This window comes from Roseobacter sp. HKCCD6576-2, from assembly GCF_013179285.1.
GTDB lineage: Bacteria > Pseudomonadota > Alphaproteobacteria > Rhodobacterales > Rhodobacteraceae > Rhodophyticola > Rhodophyticola oceani.
In genome coordinates this window covers 421,417-435,979 of the sequence record NZ_WVNW01000001.1, presented here as the reverse complement: position 1 = coordinate 435,979, position 14,563 = coordinate 421,417, and the positions used below count along the sequence as shown (strand labels likewise).

Below are 14,563 nucleotides of genomic sequence, written 5' to 3'. Positions count from 1 at the left end.
CCTATTGGTCGTAGTATTTTGATCCGTTGGTATCGTAGCCATATTGACCACCGTAGCCGTAGGTTTTCATCTTACGTTGATCGACCTGCGACAACACCAAGCCGGTGATGGTCAGCCCCACACTGTCCAGCATGTCCAGCCCTTGGCGCACCTGCGTTTTCGTTGTCCTGTCCCAAGCCACGCCGTAGATAATTGCATCGGCATGGGCGCCGATCACCCGTGCATCGGGAACTGCCAGAACCGGCGGCGTGTCGATGATGATGTAGTCGTACGTGGTTCGGAGGCCTTTCATCAAAGACGCGAATTTCTCTGAGGTGAACAGATCAGTGGCATTCACATCAGATTTACTCCCGGTCAGAACATCGAAACCGACTTCTGGGACAAACGGATCGACATCCTCGGCTTTTACGGTACCAAGCAAAAGATCAAGCAGCGCCACGCTCGCATCCGTGTCAAAATACTCCTTGAAGGTTCGACGACGAATATCCGCCTCAATAAGCAACACCTTTTTGCCCATACCCGTCATGATCCGGCTAAGTGCCAGGGCCAGCGTCGTCTTGCCCTCCCCTGGAACAGAAGAGGTGATCATGATGACACGCGGCGGCTTGTCGACGTTCGACATCAACACCGATGTGCGTAGATTGCGGATCGCTTCGGCAACGATCGAGTTGGGTTTGTCCGATAGGTAGCGCAAGGTTGCTTGGCGATCCTTGGCAGGGATGACCGGTACCGAGGCCAAAACCGTCTTTTGGGTCTGCAGACGCAAATCATCGGATGTCCGGAATCCGGCAAAACGCATCTCCCGTAGCAAGACCAAGCCGCTTCCCAGCAAAGCGCCAAGGACGACTGACAGCACAACAACAAAAGGTTTGTTGGGGCTTGAGGCCGGTCGCGGAACAGCTTCGGAAATGATCCGACTGTCGGCCACTTCCAATCCTTGCTGCACGTTGGTTTCCTGCAGACGCGTGAAGAAGTTTTCATAAAGCAGCCGAGCGGCCTCAGCCTCACGCTCCAATTGCTGAAGCGCGATCAGCTCTTCGGACTGCCGCTGGATTCGTGCCGATAGCTCTTGCTCTGCGTTCTCCAGCGCCGCGACCTGCTGTTCGTTGCGCACAGCGTCAGAGGCTAGCTGGTCAAGATAATCATCCAACTGTGCATTGAGTTCGGCCTCGGAGATACGGCCATTGCGAAATTGAGTCAGGGACCGCGTGAGGCGAAACTCATCAGCCGCGAGAATGAAGCCTTCCACATCCTGTTGAGACTGCAACATTTGCAATGTCTCTAGGCGGGCCCGCATATCGGTCGCGCGGACCTCTTGCTCTCTTATGCGCGTCCGTAATTCACGCAACTGGATACCTTGCGCCACCAGGACCTCCGGGCTGATCATCTCTGCCTGCTCGGAAAAAGCCGCCAGTTGCCCCTCCACATCTTCCAAGTTCTCGCGAAGTTCCACCGTTCGGGTGGACAAGAACGCGGTCGCACGCGTAAGGGCCTCGAGCTTCACCAATATCTGGTTCTCGATGTAAATCTCGGCCAAGGCGTTGGCGATGCGCACTGATTTCGCCGGTTCTGTCGTAGTTACCGAGATCGTCAGCGCGAGCGACGAGCGCACACTGCTTGCAGAGATCTGCTGCAGCAGCGTGTCGATGACTTCATCCCTGACCGACGATGTCACCTCCTCGGCGGGTCCGCCCTGAAGCGGAGCCAACACTGCAGCACGCAAGTTATCGAACCTCGACCGAACTCGTAAGGCCGCGTTGAACTCTGGGTCCGATGTCAAATCCAGCCGGTCGACCAATTGTCCAACCAGCTCGCGCGATCGGAGCACCTCAAGCTCTGTATTAATCGCGACGTTGTCCCAAGCTCCGCCACCGAGAATACTCTCAATATCTGTTATGACCTGTTGCTGCTGAGCATTCAGCGCGACCGTGACAGTCGCCGGATAGAGCGGCACGGCCAATCTGAACGCATACACGCCGCCAAGCACCATGCTGAGAACCGCGGCCATCAGCACAATCCATTTGCCGCGCCATAGCGTTCCTAGCAAAGCCAAGAGGTCTATCTCGTCGTCGGGCTCGGCGTCAGGCGCCGGGACAAACTGCTGATTCATAACTACCGATACATCCTGGAAAGAAGTACCCCTAACTAGCGAATACGATCGGCGGGAAAAAGGCGGCATTTGCAGTGCTGGTTATTTTCTAATTGCGATGCTGGTTAACGTTTTATTTACGTCTTTCTGCTGGCTATTCGGAAGGCGGTTGCCGCTCGCTCTGTGATGTGATGTGGTGGCACCGTAACAAACACCTATGAGAATGCACTGCCGCCACATTGCGTTTTTGGCAGCGGCGGCACGCCCTCTCTGACTCGGCGAGTGGATTAGACATCACCGTGCAGTTCCCCCGAATGAACAAGGTGCCGGGTATGATCCTGGCCTGTCTGGTGGGCCTGCTCGGCGGGAACCCGCTTGGATCGGCCGCCTTGGCACAGGAAGCGCCGGCTCGGACGACACTGAACAGCTATGGCTTGCCTGGGTTGCTCGACATACCCAGTGCATTCCGCATGCCCGATGGCGACCTTGCGGGGACGGTCTCGACATTCGCCGGCCAGACTCGTGGCACGCTCAGCTTCCAGATTACGCCGCGTCTGACGGGCAGCTTCCGCTACTCTGGTCTGCGCGGATTCTCGCCCGGGACAACCACGCCGGCATCCGACTTTGTCTTCTATGACCGCAGTTTTGACCTGCATTTCAGCCTGTTGGAGGAAGATGGCATCTGGCCTGCTGTCGCCGTTGGTCTGCGGGATTTTGGCGGGACAGGCGTCTATGGTTCGGAATATCTCGTGGCCAGTCGGCATTTTGGCCCTGAGGATCAAGTCGCGGTCACGCTCGGTCTGGGGTGGGGGCGGCTTGGAACCCGAAATGGATTTTCAAACCCGCTCGGATCGATTGACGATCGGTTTGATACCCGCCCCGGGTTCGATGGCCTTGGCGGAACGTTCAACACCGGGCAATGGTTCAGGGGGGATGCGGCCGTGTTTGGCGGCATCGAATGGCAGGTTAATGACCGGCTGGCTTTTCAGTTAGAGTACTCCTCTGACACCTATAGCGCCGAGCAGGCCGACGGAGTTTTCACCGAGGAAAGTCCCGTCAATCTTGGCCTGACCTATCGTTTCGATAACGGTGCAGTTTTGGGCGCACGGTACATGCATGGCGCAGAGCTCGGCCTATCGCTGACCTTTGCGTTAAACCCGGTCCGCCCGCCAGTCATCGGTGGGCGCGACCCAATGGCCAGACCCGTTGAAGTGCGGGATCCGACGACGCTCCCTTACGCGACGGCTTGGGCCTCCGACGTCAATGCGGCGGCGACGCTGCGCACAACCCTTTCGCGGGCGCTCGTCAATGAGGGCATCGCTGTCGAGAGCCTGTCTGTGAACGCCAGCACCGCACGCATCTCGGTTGTGAACGAACGCTATGACGCTGAGGCACAGGCGCTCGGCCGAATCGCACGCGCGATGAGCGCGACGCTTCCCCCCTCTGTCGAGACCTTCGAGATTGTGTTCTTGGCCGAAGGCATCCCTCTCTCTCTGACCATCTTGAACAGGTCCGATCTCGAAGAGCTACAATACCACCCAGACGGAACCTTTCTCTCATACGGTCGGGCAACGATAACCGACGCGGCAGGGCTTAGCGACGCGGGCATGCAAACCAACACAGTCGCCTATCCACGGCTTGACTGGTCACTTGGCCCCTATATCGAAACCTCGCTTTTCGACCCCGATGACCCACTTCGCTACAATGTCGGCGTGGAACTGGGCGCCAGTTACGACATCCGGCCCGGTCTCACCCTATCCGGCGCGCTCCGTGGGGCAGCGTTCGGAACACTGGACGAATCGACACGAGCCTCGAACTCCGTCTTGCCGCGCGTTAGGTCAGACTCAAATCTCTATGACCGAGAGGCCGATGTTGCGATCCGGCACCTGACCCTCGAACACTTTGGCCGTCCCGCACCCGACTTCTATTCTCGTGTCACCTTCGGCTATCTCGAAGAGATGTATGGCGGCCTCTCCGCTGAACTGCTCTGGATGCCCGTCAACAGCCAGTTTGGCCTCGGGATCGAGGTGAACCATGTTCAGCAGCGCGACTTCGACCAACGCTTCGGCTTTCAAGACTATTCCGTCACCACAGGCCATGCCTCAGCCTATTTCTCGCTGGCAGATGACTATGACATACAGATTGATGTCGGTCGCTACCTCGCAGGCGATTGGGGGGCGACGCTGAGCGTGGACCGGACCTTCGATAATGGCTGGCGCATTGGTGCCTTCGCCACGCTAACGGATGTGAGTTCCGAAGAATTCGGCGAGGGGTCTTTCGACAAAGGCATCCGCCTGACTGTTCCGTTGTCGTGGTTCACTGGCCAGTCGACCCGTACCGAGCAAGCCTTTACCATCCGACCGGTCTTGCGGGATGGCGGCGCACGCCTGAGTGTGCGTAACCGCTTGCATGACGTGGTCCGCGATTACCATGCGCCCAGCCTTAATGATCAGTGGGGACGGTTCTGGCGATGAAGCTCCTGTCGAAACTCGTCTTGGTCCTGTCCTTTGGCCTTCTTGCGGCCTGCGGCACAGACAACAATCAACAGCCCTTGCAAATTGCACGCGGATTGCTGGCAGGCGCTGTCGGCGGCAACGCTACCCCCCAAGATCCGCGCGTCGTTCTGAACCGTGAGATCATCGATCGCGCGGCGACCCCCGTTATCCTTGTTGATACACTGCAACTGTCTGGCTCAGGCACGATGATCTCCACCGGTCGAGCTGGGCGCTATTCTTCCTGGGCCGGTCTTGATCAGGCTGGAGTTGTCCTTCTGGATGACGGGATCCTAACGGCGACCCGTGGCTATGGCGACGATCTCATCAGCTCCGATGTTGAAGACGTCGTTGAAGCATTACGAATAGGCGAGGGAGCCATCGCAGTGCGGGTCATGCGGTTTCTCGATGGCGAGGATGACGACTACACTCGGTCAATGGTCTGTAGTTTCTCGGATACCGGGCCCGAGGTCATCACGATCTTTGACCGGGACATTTCGACGACGGCGGTTATCGAGGAGTGTCGGTCAAGCGATGAAGAGATTCGCAATAGCTATTGGATAGGGTCCGACGGGTTTATTTGGCGATCTATTCAATATGTGAGCCCATCGCTCGGGTATTTCCAGATCGAACGGCTGTTTCGATAGACTTTACCAAGACCAGAGAAAGACTGGTTGCGCCATTGATGTGATCTTGTGGTCGTGATACAAAATAATCTCTATTCCCAAACAAATGGTGGTGCCGTGAAACACAGTATCAATCTCCTTGCAGCTGCGTCCCTTGCGCTCATGTCGACCGTACCTGCAATGGCCCAGGTTACAGCCGACGCTTGCGTTACCGAACTTGGTGGAACAGTTGGTCAGAATGCCGCAGGTCAAGCTGTTTGCCTTGTCGAAGAGTTGCCGGCCGGCACTCCAGGCAGCGAAGTCCTTGCGGGAGCAACCGGAGGGGCAACCGCCGGCGCAATCATCGGTGGCTTGCTCTTGCTGGCGGTTGTCGTTGCCGCAGGAGATGATGATACGTCCGGTACATCCGGAACAGTAGTAGTGAATTGACATATTCAACCAGCAGCAACTGAGTTGTAATGTTTCGGCTCATCGAGACGAATGGCACATAATGGTGTCGGGAGGCGGTGGTTTTTCGCCTCCCGACACCAATTTTACGAGATTTATATCGGTTTGTAGGGCTACTTAGCGATATCCCGGCTCTCAACCGATTGACTTACAACCAGAACAGAACATTGGCTGTGAGAGCGATGGCCGAGAGGAAGACCTTCGGGCATCGCTTTGGTGGCAATAGTCATATATTGGCTGTGTGTTCTGAAGCCTAAGTCATTGATGGAATTGAATCACTTTACTCGAACTGAGCGCTTCTATTCTGGTCACCACAAACCAAATTCGGATAAATAATCCAAAGACATCAAGGAGGTTTGGTAGCGGAGGAGGGACTTGAACCCCCGACACGCGGATTATGATTCCGCTGCTCTAACCAACTGAGCTACTCCGCCGGACCGTGCGCGGTGCTAAGACAGCAACGCGCCTCCGTCAACCTCAAAATCGCGGGGCAATGGCATCCGAAGCAGCGGTGCTTCAAGGAGGCGTGTCACCAGGTTGCGCAGCAGGCAGGATACGATAGCTTGAACGCCGACCAAAGATCGCGGATCTGAAACTCCATCCACCCAAATCGGCGAAACACCAGAGACCTTTTCAAGATGCGCGTGTCCAATACGCCTACAGAATGCCCGCACGAAGACGGCACGGCTCACCGGCCAGAACGGTGCGCGCTCCCCTTATCAGAGGTGCCAATATGATCCCGATACTCGACTGGCAGCGGTTTGCTTCCGGCCAAGACCGCAATGGTTTCGTCGCTGATCTGGGCATCGCAGCCCGACAGACCGGTTTCTTCCTGCTCAAAGGGCATGGGGTCGATCTCGCCCTACAAAGAGAGGTCTTTGACAAAGCGGATCAGTTCTTCGCCTTGCCGCCTGCGGAGAAGGAGAGCATCTCAATCCTCAAGACGCCGCACTATCGGGGCTGGGCCTATGACGGGTTGGAGTCGCTCGATGAGGCAAGCGGCATGGCGGATCGCAAGGAGAGCTTTAATATGGGGCTCGACCTTCCTGCCGATGATCCCAGAGTGCTGGCGGGTGATCCCTTTCGTGGGGTCAATCAATGGCCCGATCTGCCCGGCTTTCGCAAAACAATGCTCCGCTACTACGATGCCGCGCTGGCGCTTGGGGTCAAACTGCATCGCGCCATCGCGCTCGATCTCGGACTGCCCGAACACCATTTTGACTCGGCCTTTATCGACCCGCTGGCCGCGCTGCGCGTGTTGCATTACCCGCCAGGCAGAGATGCCAAAAACGAGATCGGTGCTGGGGCCCACACCGATTATGGCGCGATCACGCTGCTGATGACGAATGGGGAGCCGGGGTTGCAGGTCAAACCGCGCGGCGGAGATTGGATCGATGTGCCGCATGTTGCCAGCGCCTATGTGGTCAATATCGGCGATTGCCTAATGCGATGGACCAACGACATTTATGTCTCGACCCCGCATCGGGTGTTGCGCCCCAAAAACCAACGCCGCTCGGTAGCATTTTTTGTTGAGGCAAACCCGGATGTTATTGTCGAGGCCTTGCCGGGCACCGGAGCCCCGAAATATCCGGCCATTCGGGCAGCCGACTATCTGCAATCGCGTCTGGATGTGACCTATAACGCTCCGGTGCCCAAGAGCTAGCGGCGCAACACACCCGCTTGCGGGATAATCTCGCCCCCGAATGTCACGGGCTCATGCCCGTGGTTGAAGACATACTGCGTCGTCCCTGATTGGCGCAGGCGGATATCTTGCGGCAAGTCGAGGACCGGCACATCAGCGCGCTCTGCTAACCGGGTCAACACGCGCGCCAGATAGTCCGGGTCAGGCCACCCGCCGAGATAATGCACCGCGCCCGACCGCACCAAAACCGGTCGGCCATTCGCATCGCGGTCAAGAACCTCGGCACCGCCCAGCAAGTCCTCCCGCCACAAGGTGATCGCTCCACCGCCATCAACAGGCACCGGCATATCCGGGCGCAGCGTTTCGACCCGCGCCACCTGGATATCCAGATCGGGGATCGCGGGCGGCAACGGCACGAGGATCGCAAAGCCTTGGGTTTTCGTGCCAAAGCGCGGCCCAAGCAGCACCTGCGCCTCGGAGGCCCGCAGCGCCGCAATCAGGCCGTCCGGCGGCATCTCCAACCCGGGGGCCAGGATCATTGCATAGCCCTCGAAATCCCGCGTCTCCGGCGGCAGGATGTCGATCGACAGGCCCAGCTTTCGCAACCCGCGATAGATCTCAAACACCAATCGGAAGTAATCGCATCCCCGTCCTTGCGGCTGCACATCCCAAGACCACGCGGCCTGGTAGTCAAAGATCAGCGCCACAGGGGCTTGAGCGGTTTCGACCTCTGGGGCATCAGCCAATTCTGCCGCAACCGCTGCGGCCTCGGCATAGCCAGCCGCCTCGGCGCTATCGGGGCGCAAAAGCCCGGCATGCATCTGTTCCTGCGCAAAGGGAGCCTGCCGCCACCGGAAATAGCATACCGCCTCGGCACCATGGGCAAAGGCCTCCCAGGTCCAGAACCGGACCATGCCGGGCAGAGGCGCGGGATTATGCGGCGCCCAATTCACCGGCCCCGGCTGCTGCTCCATGATCCACCAGCGGCCCTGGCCGACGCTACGATAAAGGTCATGGTGAAACGCCTGGAAATCCGGGTCGCCTTGATGCGCATAGTGGCGCTTGTGTTCGGCAGAGTCCTCCAACCGGTCTTCCAAGAAACCCAGTGGATAACTGTCCCAGGTCGCGATCTCCATCTGATCGCCGGTGGCGAAATGATCGAACTCTGTGGTCCGACCCATGTAATTATGACTGATCGGCGCATCAGACCGCGCCCGGATCGCGGCCACCTGCGCACCATTGAACCGCACCACCTGATCCGAGGAGAACCGCCGGAAATCCATCGCGTGGGACGGGTTCGGCTCGGTCACCGTCAGGTTCGGCAGGTCGATCTCGTCGAAGTCCCGATATTCCATCGACCAGAACACATTGCCCCAAGCGCGGTTCAACGCCTCGGGCGATTGGTATTTCTGCGCCAACCAATCACGGAACGCATGACGCGCCGCATCGGAATAGGAGATCACCGTATCGTGGCAGCCATACTCATTATCCGTCTGCCACGCCCCAAGCGCCGGATGCCGCCCATAGCGCTCCGCCAGAAGCGTCGTGATCCGCACCGCCTCCGCGCGATAGCCTTCATGCGAAAAGCAGTAATGCCGCCGTGATCCGAAGCCGCGCGCGCGGCCCTCTGCATCCACGGCCAGCATGTCCGGGTGTCTGTCGAGCATCCATCGGGGCGGTGTCGCCGTCGGTGTGCCCAGAACGATGCGCAACCCCGCCTGCCCCAGCACCTCAAACGCCCGGTCCAGCCAGTCAAACTGTAACTCGCCAGGGGTTGGTTCCAAACGTGACCAGGCAAATTCGCCAATCCGCACCCAAGTCAGGCCAAGATCGGCCATGCGGGCCGCGTCCTCGGCCCAGATCTCCTCGGGCCAATGTTCAGGGTAATAGCACGTGCCGAGTGTACGTTTCACAGGATGACCTGATGCTCATCTTGCCCAATCAGATGGGTGTCGGTGACGAAGGTCATACCGGCCTGCGGCTGCGCTGCAAGCTGTTCTTCAGTGAAGCCTTGCTGCGCGGTGGTGACATAGAGCTTTCCCGGGCCAAGCGCGGGGCACGAGGCCTGTTCGGCCGGCAATTTGATCTCTTCGAGAAAGACCCCGGCTGCATCATAAACAGCGACCCGCCATGACCCCCATTCAGCACAGACAAACAGACCATCTTGGGTTACGATCGCACCATCCGGCCCACGCCCCGTCTCGCGGTGATCAATGAACATCTCGGGATCGCCATTTGGCCAGCCCTGCCCGTCCAGCCTCTGCCGCCAGATGAGCCGCTGCTTTGTGTCGGCGAAATAGGCATGCGCGCCGTCAGGCGCAAAGCAGATCGCATTGGGGATGCTGATCTTCTCGAAGAGCTGCCGCAGCTCGCCCCGATAATAACGGTAAATCGCGCCCGCGTCGGTTTGCGCCTGCTTGCCCATCGTCCCGATCCAGAACCCGCCGAAGGGGTCTGCGCGACCATCATTTGACCGCGTCAGCGGGTTGTCGGCCTCGAGCGCAATCACATGCTCTAACGCCCCGCTTGTGACATCGAACCGGATCAGGTCGGTCTCGGTCGCAACCAAAAGCGCCGTGTCATCCACCCAACCGGCCGCCGAGACATGGCGGTCGAATACCCAGTCCTGCCGGGTCTCGTCGGGCTTGGTAAACAGCCGATTTCCCAAGATGTCGAACCAAAAGAGCTGCCCCAAGCGCGGATGCCAAAGCGGCCCCTCGCCAAGCAGATTCCGATGGTCGTCAAAGACCTCTGCCGTCATGCCACCGCCTCGTCATAAGCCGCCACGATCTCTGCGGCCCGCGCGGTCACATCCGCGACGCTCAGGCCGGGCGTATAGATGCCGGTGCCCAGGCCGAACCCATCGGCGCTGGCCGCGATCCAGTCGGCGAAGTTCTTCGGGCCGACGCCGCCCACCATATAGACCTGCGTACCAATCGGCAGCACAGCCCGGAGCGCTTTCAGACCTTCGATCCCCATCAAATGGCTCGGGAAAATCTTCAGCCCGTCGGCGCCTGCTTTCAACGCGGCAAAACACTCCGAAGGCGTCAGCACGCCGGGAAAGCTCTGCATCCGCGCCGCTTTCGTCGCTGCAATCACCTCGGCATCAAAATTCGGCGACACGATCAGGCGTCCGCCAACCCCGGCAACATGGGCCACATCCTGGCGGGTCAAAACCGTCCCCGCGCCGATCAACGCGTCCTGGCCGAAGCTCTGCACCATCACCGCGATACTATCCAGCGGGTCGGGTGAATTCAGCGGCACCTCGATCCGGTCGATCCCCGCCTCGATCAGCGCGCCCGCGACCGGCGCGGCCTCCGAAGGGGTAATGCCCCGCAAAATGGCGATCAGAGGTCGGCTCATGCAGTTGTCTCCGAAATGGTGGTATAGGCCCGGCCAAGGCCGATCCGTGTGAGGGGCCCCGCATCTAAGACCCGCGCGGATACGCCTTGCGCCTGCAGCGCATCGCCGTAGAGCGCGGCCAGCGCCGGCGCACCGGCGACAACCACTTCCTGCCCCAACCAATAGGGCCGCGCGGCGGCCAGCTCCGCGCCAATAAGCTCACCGGAGAGCTGCGACCGGGCCGCCTCAGGGGTCAGCCCCTGCAACACGCCCTCGGCCCGAATGGCAAACAGCCGCTGCGCCAGACGTTCAGGTCGTGACAGGGCGTCCGCAACAGCGCTTTCAAAACGCGCTTGATCAAATCCCTCGTTGGCAATCCCATGCCGCAGCACACTTTCCTCCGAGATCAAGCGGAACAGCTCACCGGTCATAAAGGTCTGGAAACTGACAATTTCGCCGGCGCTGATATGGACCCATTTGGTGTGGGTCCCGGGCAGGCAGAGCACGCCATCAAACCCTGGTTCTTCTACAAGAAATCCCGCGATCTGGGTTTCTTCGCCGCGCATTACATCAGCTGGTTTCGCCTGGCTCACCCCCGGCATAATGAACAATCGGATACGCCCATCCTGCGTCGCCACTGGCACAGGCTGCAAAGCGCCCGGGGCACAAGGCACGGCGCGATAGGGAACCTCGGCCCAGCCTTGGCGGGACCCAACCATACCGCAGGCCACCACCGGCACCGGCACCGGCACCGACCCCAGCCAGGGCGCCACCAGTTTCAACAGCGCCGGTTCAAACCCATCGCGGGCCAGCCCGCCCATCCCGTCGTCCGAGGCCGCCTCGGCGCGGATCGTTCCATCCGCCGCCATCGCCCAGACGCGCAGGCGCGACGTGCCCCAATCGACCGCGATCCAATCGGCATATGCAGCTCCGGCGCTCATCCAGAAAACACCACGCCGCCATCAATGACCATCACTTGGCCCGTCATCATCCGGCTCGCATCGGAGGCCAAAAACAACGTCCCACCGACAATATCGCGGGGCGCCAGATGCTCTTTCAAACACTGCTTGTCCATATGCGCGGCGAGGTCCTCGGGGCTTGCCCACAACTCGAGCTGCTTATCGGTCAAAACCCAGCCCGGCAGCAACGCGTTGGCGCGGATTTTGTCGGGCCCAAACTCGCGCGCCAAGCTGCGTGTCATCGCCGTAATTCCGCCATTGGCGCTGGTGTAAGACGGGTAGCCCGCATTGCCCATCATATAGGACACCGAGGAGAAATTTACGATCGCGCCGCCGCCCGCGTTGCGCATGCCTTGCACCACGGCTTGGCAGGCGAAGAAATAGACTTTGAGGTTAATCGCCTGCGACCAGTCCCAAAACTCTTCTGTGACCTCTTCGGTCTTGTGGCGCTTGTCATTGGCGGCATTGTTGACCAACGCGGTCACCGGCCCATGCGCCTCCGACGCCTCGGCGATACAGGACTTGAGCCGCGCGATATCGGTGATGTCACAGGGTAAAAACAGCGGACGATTGCCGGTTTCCGCCTCCATCCTCATCACGAAATCAGACGCATCCGAACGCTGCACGAAGGCGACCTTCGCCCCCTGACGCAAGAAGCCTTCGGTCAGCGATGCCCCAATCCCCGACCCGCCGCCGGTGATAAAAACCGACGCGCCATTCAGGTCGGGATAAATCGGGTCACTCATGCGGCTCTCCGATCGCGGCACCAGTCGGGCAGCATCGCGCCATGGGCGGCGATCAGGTCATCGACCAAGCTCCGGATTTGTCGCAAATCCAACTCGGCCGCCGTGTGCGGATCCATATAGGCCGCGTGATAGATGTGTTCGCGGTTCTCTTCGGTGAGCGCCTTTACGACAAGTTCCTGCACGTTGATCTGGGTCCGCATCAACGCGGTGAGCTGCGGTGGGATATCATCAATCAGCGTCGGCTGAAGCCCGTTGCCATCGACCAGCGTTGGGGTCTCTACCGCCGCGCCGTTCGGAAGCTGCGGCACCTGCCCGCGGTTCGGCAGGTTCGCCGTGATCGTGATGAGGCTGTCCGTGACCATGGCATTCATGATCTCGGCGGCGAATTCATGGCTCTTGCTGACCTGAACCGTCTCTGCCGCGCGATAGCTCTCGGCCTGCGCTGACCAATCGGCCATCTGCTCTTCGCAGCGCTTGGGATATTCATCCAGCGGGATACCAAATTCTTCGATCAGATCACCCCGGCCATCCTTGATGAACCAAGGCACATATTCCGCAAAATGCTCGGAGCTCTCGGTGCAGAAATAGCCCAGATGCTCCATCACCTCATAGCGCACCTTGTTGGGGCAGCGCAGGTTCATCAATGGCGCTTTCGGCAAGCGCCCAGCGCGATACCCGTCCTGCAAGGCGGGATAGAGGTCACGGCCCTGATGTTCGAGTTTCAGGAAAAAGGCCACATGGTTGATGCCAGCCACCCGGTGTCGGATTTCCTCAACCGGCAGGTCGAGATCATGCGCCATCTCTTCAACTGTGTTTTGCACCGAATGACACAAGCCCGCTTGGTTGACATGCGGATAGCGCTCCGCCAGGGCCCATGTGTTGATCGCCATCGGATTGACGTATTGCATGAGCAGCGCGTTGGGGCAGAGCCGCGCCATATCCTCGGCCACGGCCCAAAGATGCGGCACGGTGCGCAGCCCCCGCATGATCCCGCCGACGCCCAATGTGTCGGCAATCGTCTGCCGCAGCCCGTATTTGCGCGGGATGTCAAAATCGATGACGGTCGAGGGGCGATAACCGCCGATTTGAAACGCGGTTACCACAAAATCAGCGCCGTCCAATGCGCGGGCGCGGTCTGTGGTTGCCTCCACCGTGGCACTGGCACCCATGGTCTGGATCATCTTCCGCGCGACCAAGGCGGATTCCTCCAACCGCACCGGATCAATATCCATAAGCGAGATCTGCGCATCCGCCAGGCTTGGAAAATGCAACATGTCTCCCACGATATTCTTCATAAAAATCGTGGACCCTGCGCCAATAAAGGCAAGCTTCGTCATCGTTGGTATCCGTATGTGTTGCTCGTTATTTCACCGCACCGAGGGTCAAACCCGCAATGAAGTGTCTCTGCATCAGGAAGAAGATCGCCACCGGCGGGATCGCCGCCACGATGCTTCCTGCACTCATCAGATGGTACTGTGCCACGAACTGGCTGTTGAATTGCGTTATCCCAGCGGTCACCGGCTGCGCATCGGGGCCTTGGGTCAACACGATCGCCCAGAAATAGTCGTTCCAGATGAAGGTGAAGATCAAGACGGCCAAGGCTGCGATGGCGGGCCGCATCAAGGGCAAGACAACGTACCAGAAAATCCGCCATTCCGCGACGCCTTCGACCCGCGCGGCCTCGATCAACTCATAGGGCAGCGCACGGATGAAGTTCCGCATGAAAAGCGTACAGAACCCGGTCTGGAACGCGATATGGAAGAGGACTAGGCCGAGCTTCGTGTCATAAAGCCCCATATCCACCGTCAGATCCCGCACCGGCACCATCAAAATCTGGAACGGCACGAAATTCCCCGCGATGAACATGAAGAAGATCAAGAGGTTGCCGCGGAACCGGTAAATCCCGAGCGCAAAACCCGTCATGCAGCTCAACGCCACGGCGCCGATCACAGTCGGCACAGTGATCAGGATCGAGTTCACCAGGTATTGCGGCATGTCGGATTCGAAGAACACCCGCCCATAATTCGCAACAAGGTCGAAGGAGGACGGCACCCCCCAATAGTTGCCATTGGTGAAATCGGCAAAGGGCCGGATCGAGAAGATCATCACCGCGATCAGTGGCGCGAGCCACATGATAAGCGCCAGCGGCAAGAGCGATTGATAGGTCAGTTGCGCCGCGCGGGAGCGTTTTTCGATCGGTGTCGGAAACATATCTGAGGC

Annotated in this window: 12 protein-coding genes and 1 tRNA gene; 3 read left to right on the top strand and 10 right to left on the bottom strand. The window is 59.3% G+C overall.

The window, feature by feature from the left end; genetic code table 11:
• Position 1 precedes the first annotated feature (1 nt).
• Positions 2-2,110, bottom strand: coding sequence for a polysaccharide biosynthesis tyrosine autokinase (locus GTF44_RS02175; protein ID WP_171563838.1), 2,109 nt, complete (start codon positions 2,108-2,110; stop codon positions 2-4).
• 293 nt (positions 2,111-2,403) lie between these two features.
• On the opposite strand from GTF44_RS02175, the gene GTF44_RS02170 reads away from it, so the two are divergent.
• Together GTF44_RS02170 and GTF44_RS02165 are read left to right on the top strand one after the other, a co-directional pair.
• Positions 2,404-4,563: a YjbH domain-containing protein gene (locus tag GTF44_RS02170; protein WP_253261130.1), complete on the top strand. Its 2,160-nt coding sequence runs from the start codon at positions 2,404-2,406 to the stop codon at positions 4,561-4,563.
• Positions 4,560-5,228 (top strand): YjbF family lipoprotein, encoded by a 669-nt coding sequence (locus GTF44_RS02165; protein ID WP_171557182.1) that lies wholly within the window; start codon positions 4,560-4,562, stop codon positions 5,226-5,228. The genes GTF44_RS02170 and GTF44_RS02165 overlap by 4 nt, the downstream gene beginning before the upstream one ends.
• 3 nt (positions 5,229-5,231) lie before the next feature.
• Here the strand turns inward: GTF44_RS02165 and GTF44_RS02160 are convergent, their stop codons facing one another.
• Together GTF44_RS02160 and GTF44_RS02155 are read right to left on the bottom strand one after the other, a co-directional pair.
• Positions 5,232-5,639, bottom strand: coding sequence for a hypothetical protein (locus GTF44_RS02160; protein WP_171557180.1), 408 nt, complete (start codon positions 5,637-5,639; stop codon positions 5,232-5,234).
• 372 nt (positions 5,640-6,011) lie between these two features.
• Positions 6,012-6,088: transfer RNA gene (locus GTF44_RS02155), tRNA-Met, on the bottom strand.
• 299 nt (positions 6,089-6,387) lie between these two features.
• On the opposite strand from GTF44_RS02155, the gene GTF44_RS02150 reads away from it, so the two are divergent.
• Positions 6,388-7,317, top strand: a complete 930-nt coding sequence (locus GTF44_RS02150; RefSeq protein WP_171557179.1) for an isopenicillin N synthase family oxygenase — start codon at positions 6,388-6,390, stop codon at positions 7,315-7,317.
• Here GTF44_RS02150 and GTF44_RS02145 read toward each other — a convergent pair.
• The 7 genes from GTF44_RS02145 to GTF44_RS02115 are packed head-to-tail and all read right to left on the bottom strand — an operon-like array spanning position 7,314 to position 14,554.
• A complete protein-coding gene (locus GTF44_RS02145) occupies positions 7,314-9,209 on the bottom strand; it encodes a beta-galactosidase (protein ID WP_171557177.1) in 1,896 nt (631 codons plus the stop codon). The genes GTF44_RS02150 and GTF44_RS02145 overlap by 4 nt on opposite strands.
• Positions 9,206-10,057 carry an SMP-30/gluconolactonase/LRE family protein gene (locus tag GTF44_RS02140; protein WP_171557175.1) on the bottom strand — a complete coding sequence of 284 codons (852 nt, stop codon included), beginning with the start codon at positions 10,055-10,057 and terminating at the stop codon, positions 9,206-9,208. The genes GTF44_RS02145 and GTF44_RS02140 overlap by 4 nt, the downstream gene beginning before the upstream one ends.
• Positions 10,054-10,659, bottom strand: coding sequence for a 2-dehydro-3-deoxy-6-phosphogalactonate aldolase (locus GTF44_RS02135; RefSeq protein WP_171557173.1), 606 nt, complete (start codon positions 10,657-10,659; stop codon positions 10,054-10,056). Before GTF44_RS02135 ends, GTF44_RS02140 begins: the two co-directional genes overlap by 4 nt.
• Positions 10,656-11,579: a 2-dehydro-3-deoxygalactonokinase gene (locus GTF44_RS02130; RefSeq protein WP_171557172.1), complete on the bottom strand. Its 924-nt coding sequence runs from the start codon at positions 11,577-11,579 to the stop codon at positions 10,656-10,658. Before GTF44_RS02130 ends, GTF44_RS02135 begins: the two co-directional genes overlap by 4 nt.
• Positions 11,576-12,343 carry an SDR family NAD(P)-dependent oxidoreductase gene (locus GTF44_RS02125; protein WP_171557170.1) on the bottom strand — a complete coding sequence of 256 codons (768 nt, stop codon included), beginning with the start codon at positions 12,341-12,343 and terminating at the stop codon, positions 11,576-11,578. Before GTF44_RS02125 ends, GTF44_RS02130 begins: the two co-directional genes overlap by 4 nt.
• Entirely contained in the window at positions 12,340-13,680 is a 1,341-nt protein-coding gene (locus GTF44_RS02120; protein WP_216364844.1) for an alpha-glucosidase/alpha-galactosidase, read from the bottom strand. Before GTF44_RS02120 ends, GTF44_RS02125 begins: the two co-directional genes overlap by 4 nt.
• Positions 13,681-13,705: 25 nt before the next feature.
• Positions 13,706-14,554 carry a carbohydrate ABC transporter permease gene (locus tag GTF44_RS02115; RefSeq protein WP_145212737.1) on the bottom strand — a complete coding sequence of 283 codons (849 nt, stop codon included), beginning with the start codon at positions 14,552-14,554 and terminating at the stop codon, positions 13,706-13,708.
• Positions 14,555-14,563 lie beyond the last annotated feature (9 nt).

What these genes read in the sequence shown, in the direction of transcription:
- GTF44_RS02160 (WP_171557180.1), bottom strand. Translation starts at nt 5,639, where the DNA reads ATGTCAATTCACTACTACTGTTCCGGATGTACCGGACGTATCATCATC.
- GTF44_RS02115 (WP_145212737.1), bottom strand. Translation starts at nt 14,554, where the DNA reads ATGTTTCCGACACCGATCGAAAAACGCTCCCGCGCGGCGCAACTGACC.
- GTF44_RS02120 (WP_216364844.1), bottom strand. Translation starts at nt 13,680, where the DNA reads ATGACGAAGCTTGCCTTTATTGGCGCAGGGTCCACGATTTTTATGAAG.
- GTF44_RS02165 (WP_171557182.1), top strand. Translation starts at nt 4,560, where the DNA reads ATGAAGCTCCTGTCGAAACTCGTCTTGGTCCTGTCCTTTGGCCTTCTT.
- GTF44_RS02125 (WP_171557170.1), bottom strand. Translation starts at nt 12,343, where the DNA reads ATGAGTGACCCGATTTATCCCGACCTGAATGGCGCGTCGGTTTTTATC.
- GTF44_RS02175 (WP_171563838.1), bottom strand. Translation starts at nt 2,110, where the DNA reads ATGAATCAGCAGTTTGTCCCGGCGCCTGACGCCGAGCCCGACGACGAG.
- GTF44_RS02150 (WP_171557179.1), top strand. Translation starts at nt 6,388, where the DNA reads ATGATCCCGATACTCGACTGGCAGCGGTTTGCTTCCGGCCAAGACCGC.
- GTF44_RS02140 (WP_171557175.1), bottom strand. Translation starts at nt 10,057, where the DNA reads ATGACGGCAGAGGTCTTTGACGACCATCGGAATCTGCTTGGCGAGGGG.
- GTF44_RS02170 (WP_253261130.1), top strand. Translation starts at nt 2,404, where the DNA reads ATGAACAAGGTGCCGGGTATGATCCTGGCCTGTCTGGTGGGCCTGCTC.
- GTF44_RS02135 (WP_171557173.1), bottom strand. Translation starts at nt 10,659, where the DNA reads ATGAGCCGACCTCTGATCGCCATTTTGCGGGGCATTACCCCTTCGGAG.
- GTF44_RS02130 (WP_171557172.1), bottom strand. Translation starts at nt 11,579, where the DNA reads ATGAGCGCCGGAGCTGCATATGCCGATTGGATCGCGGTCGATTGGGGC.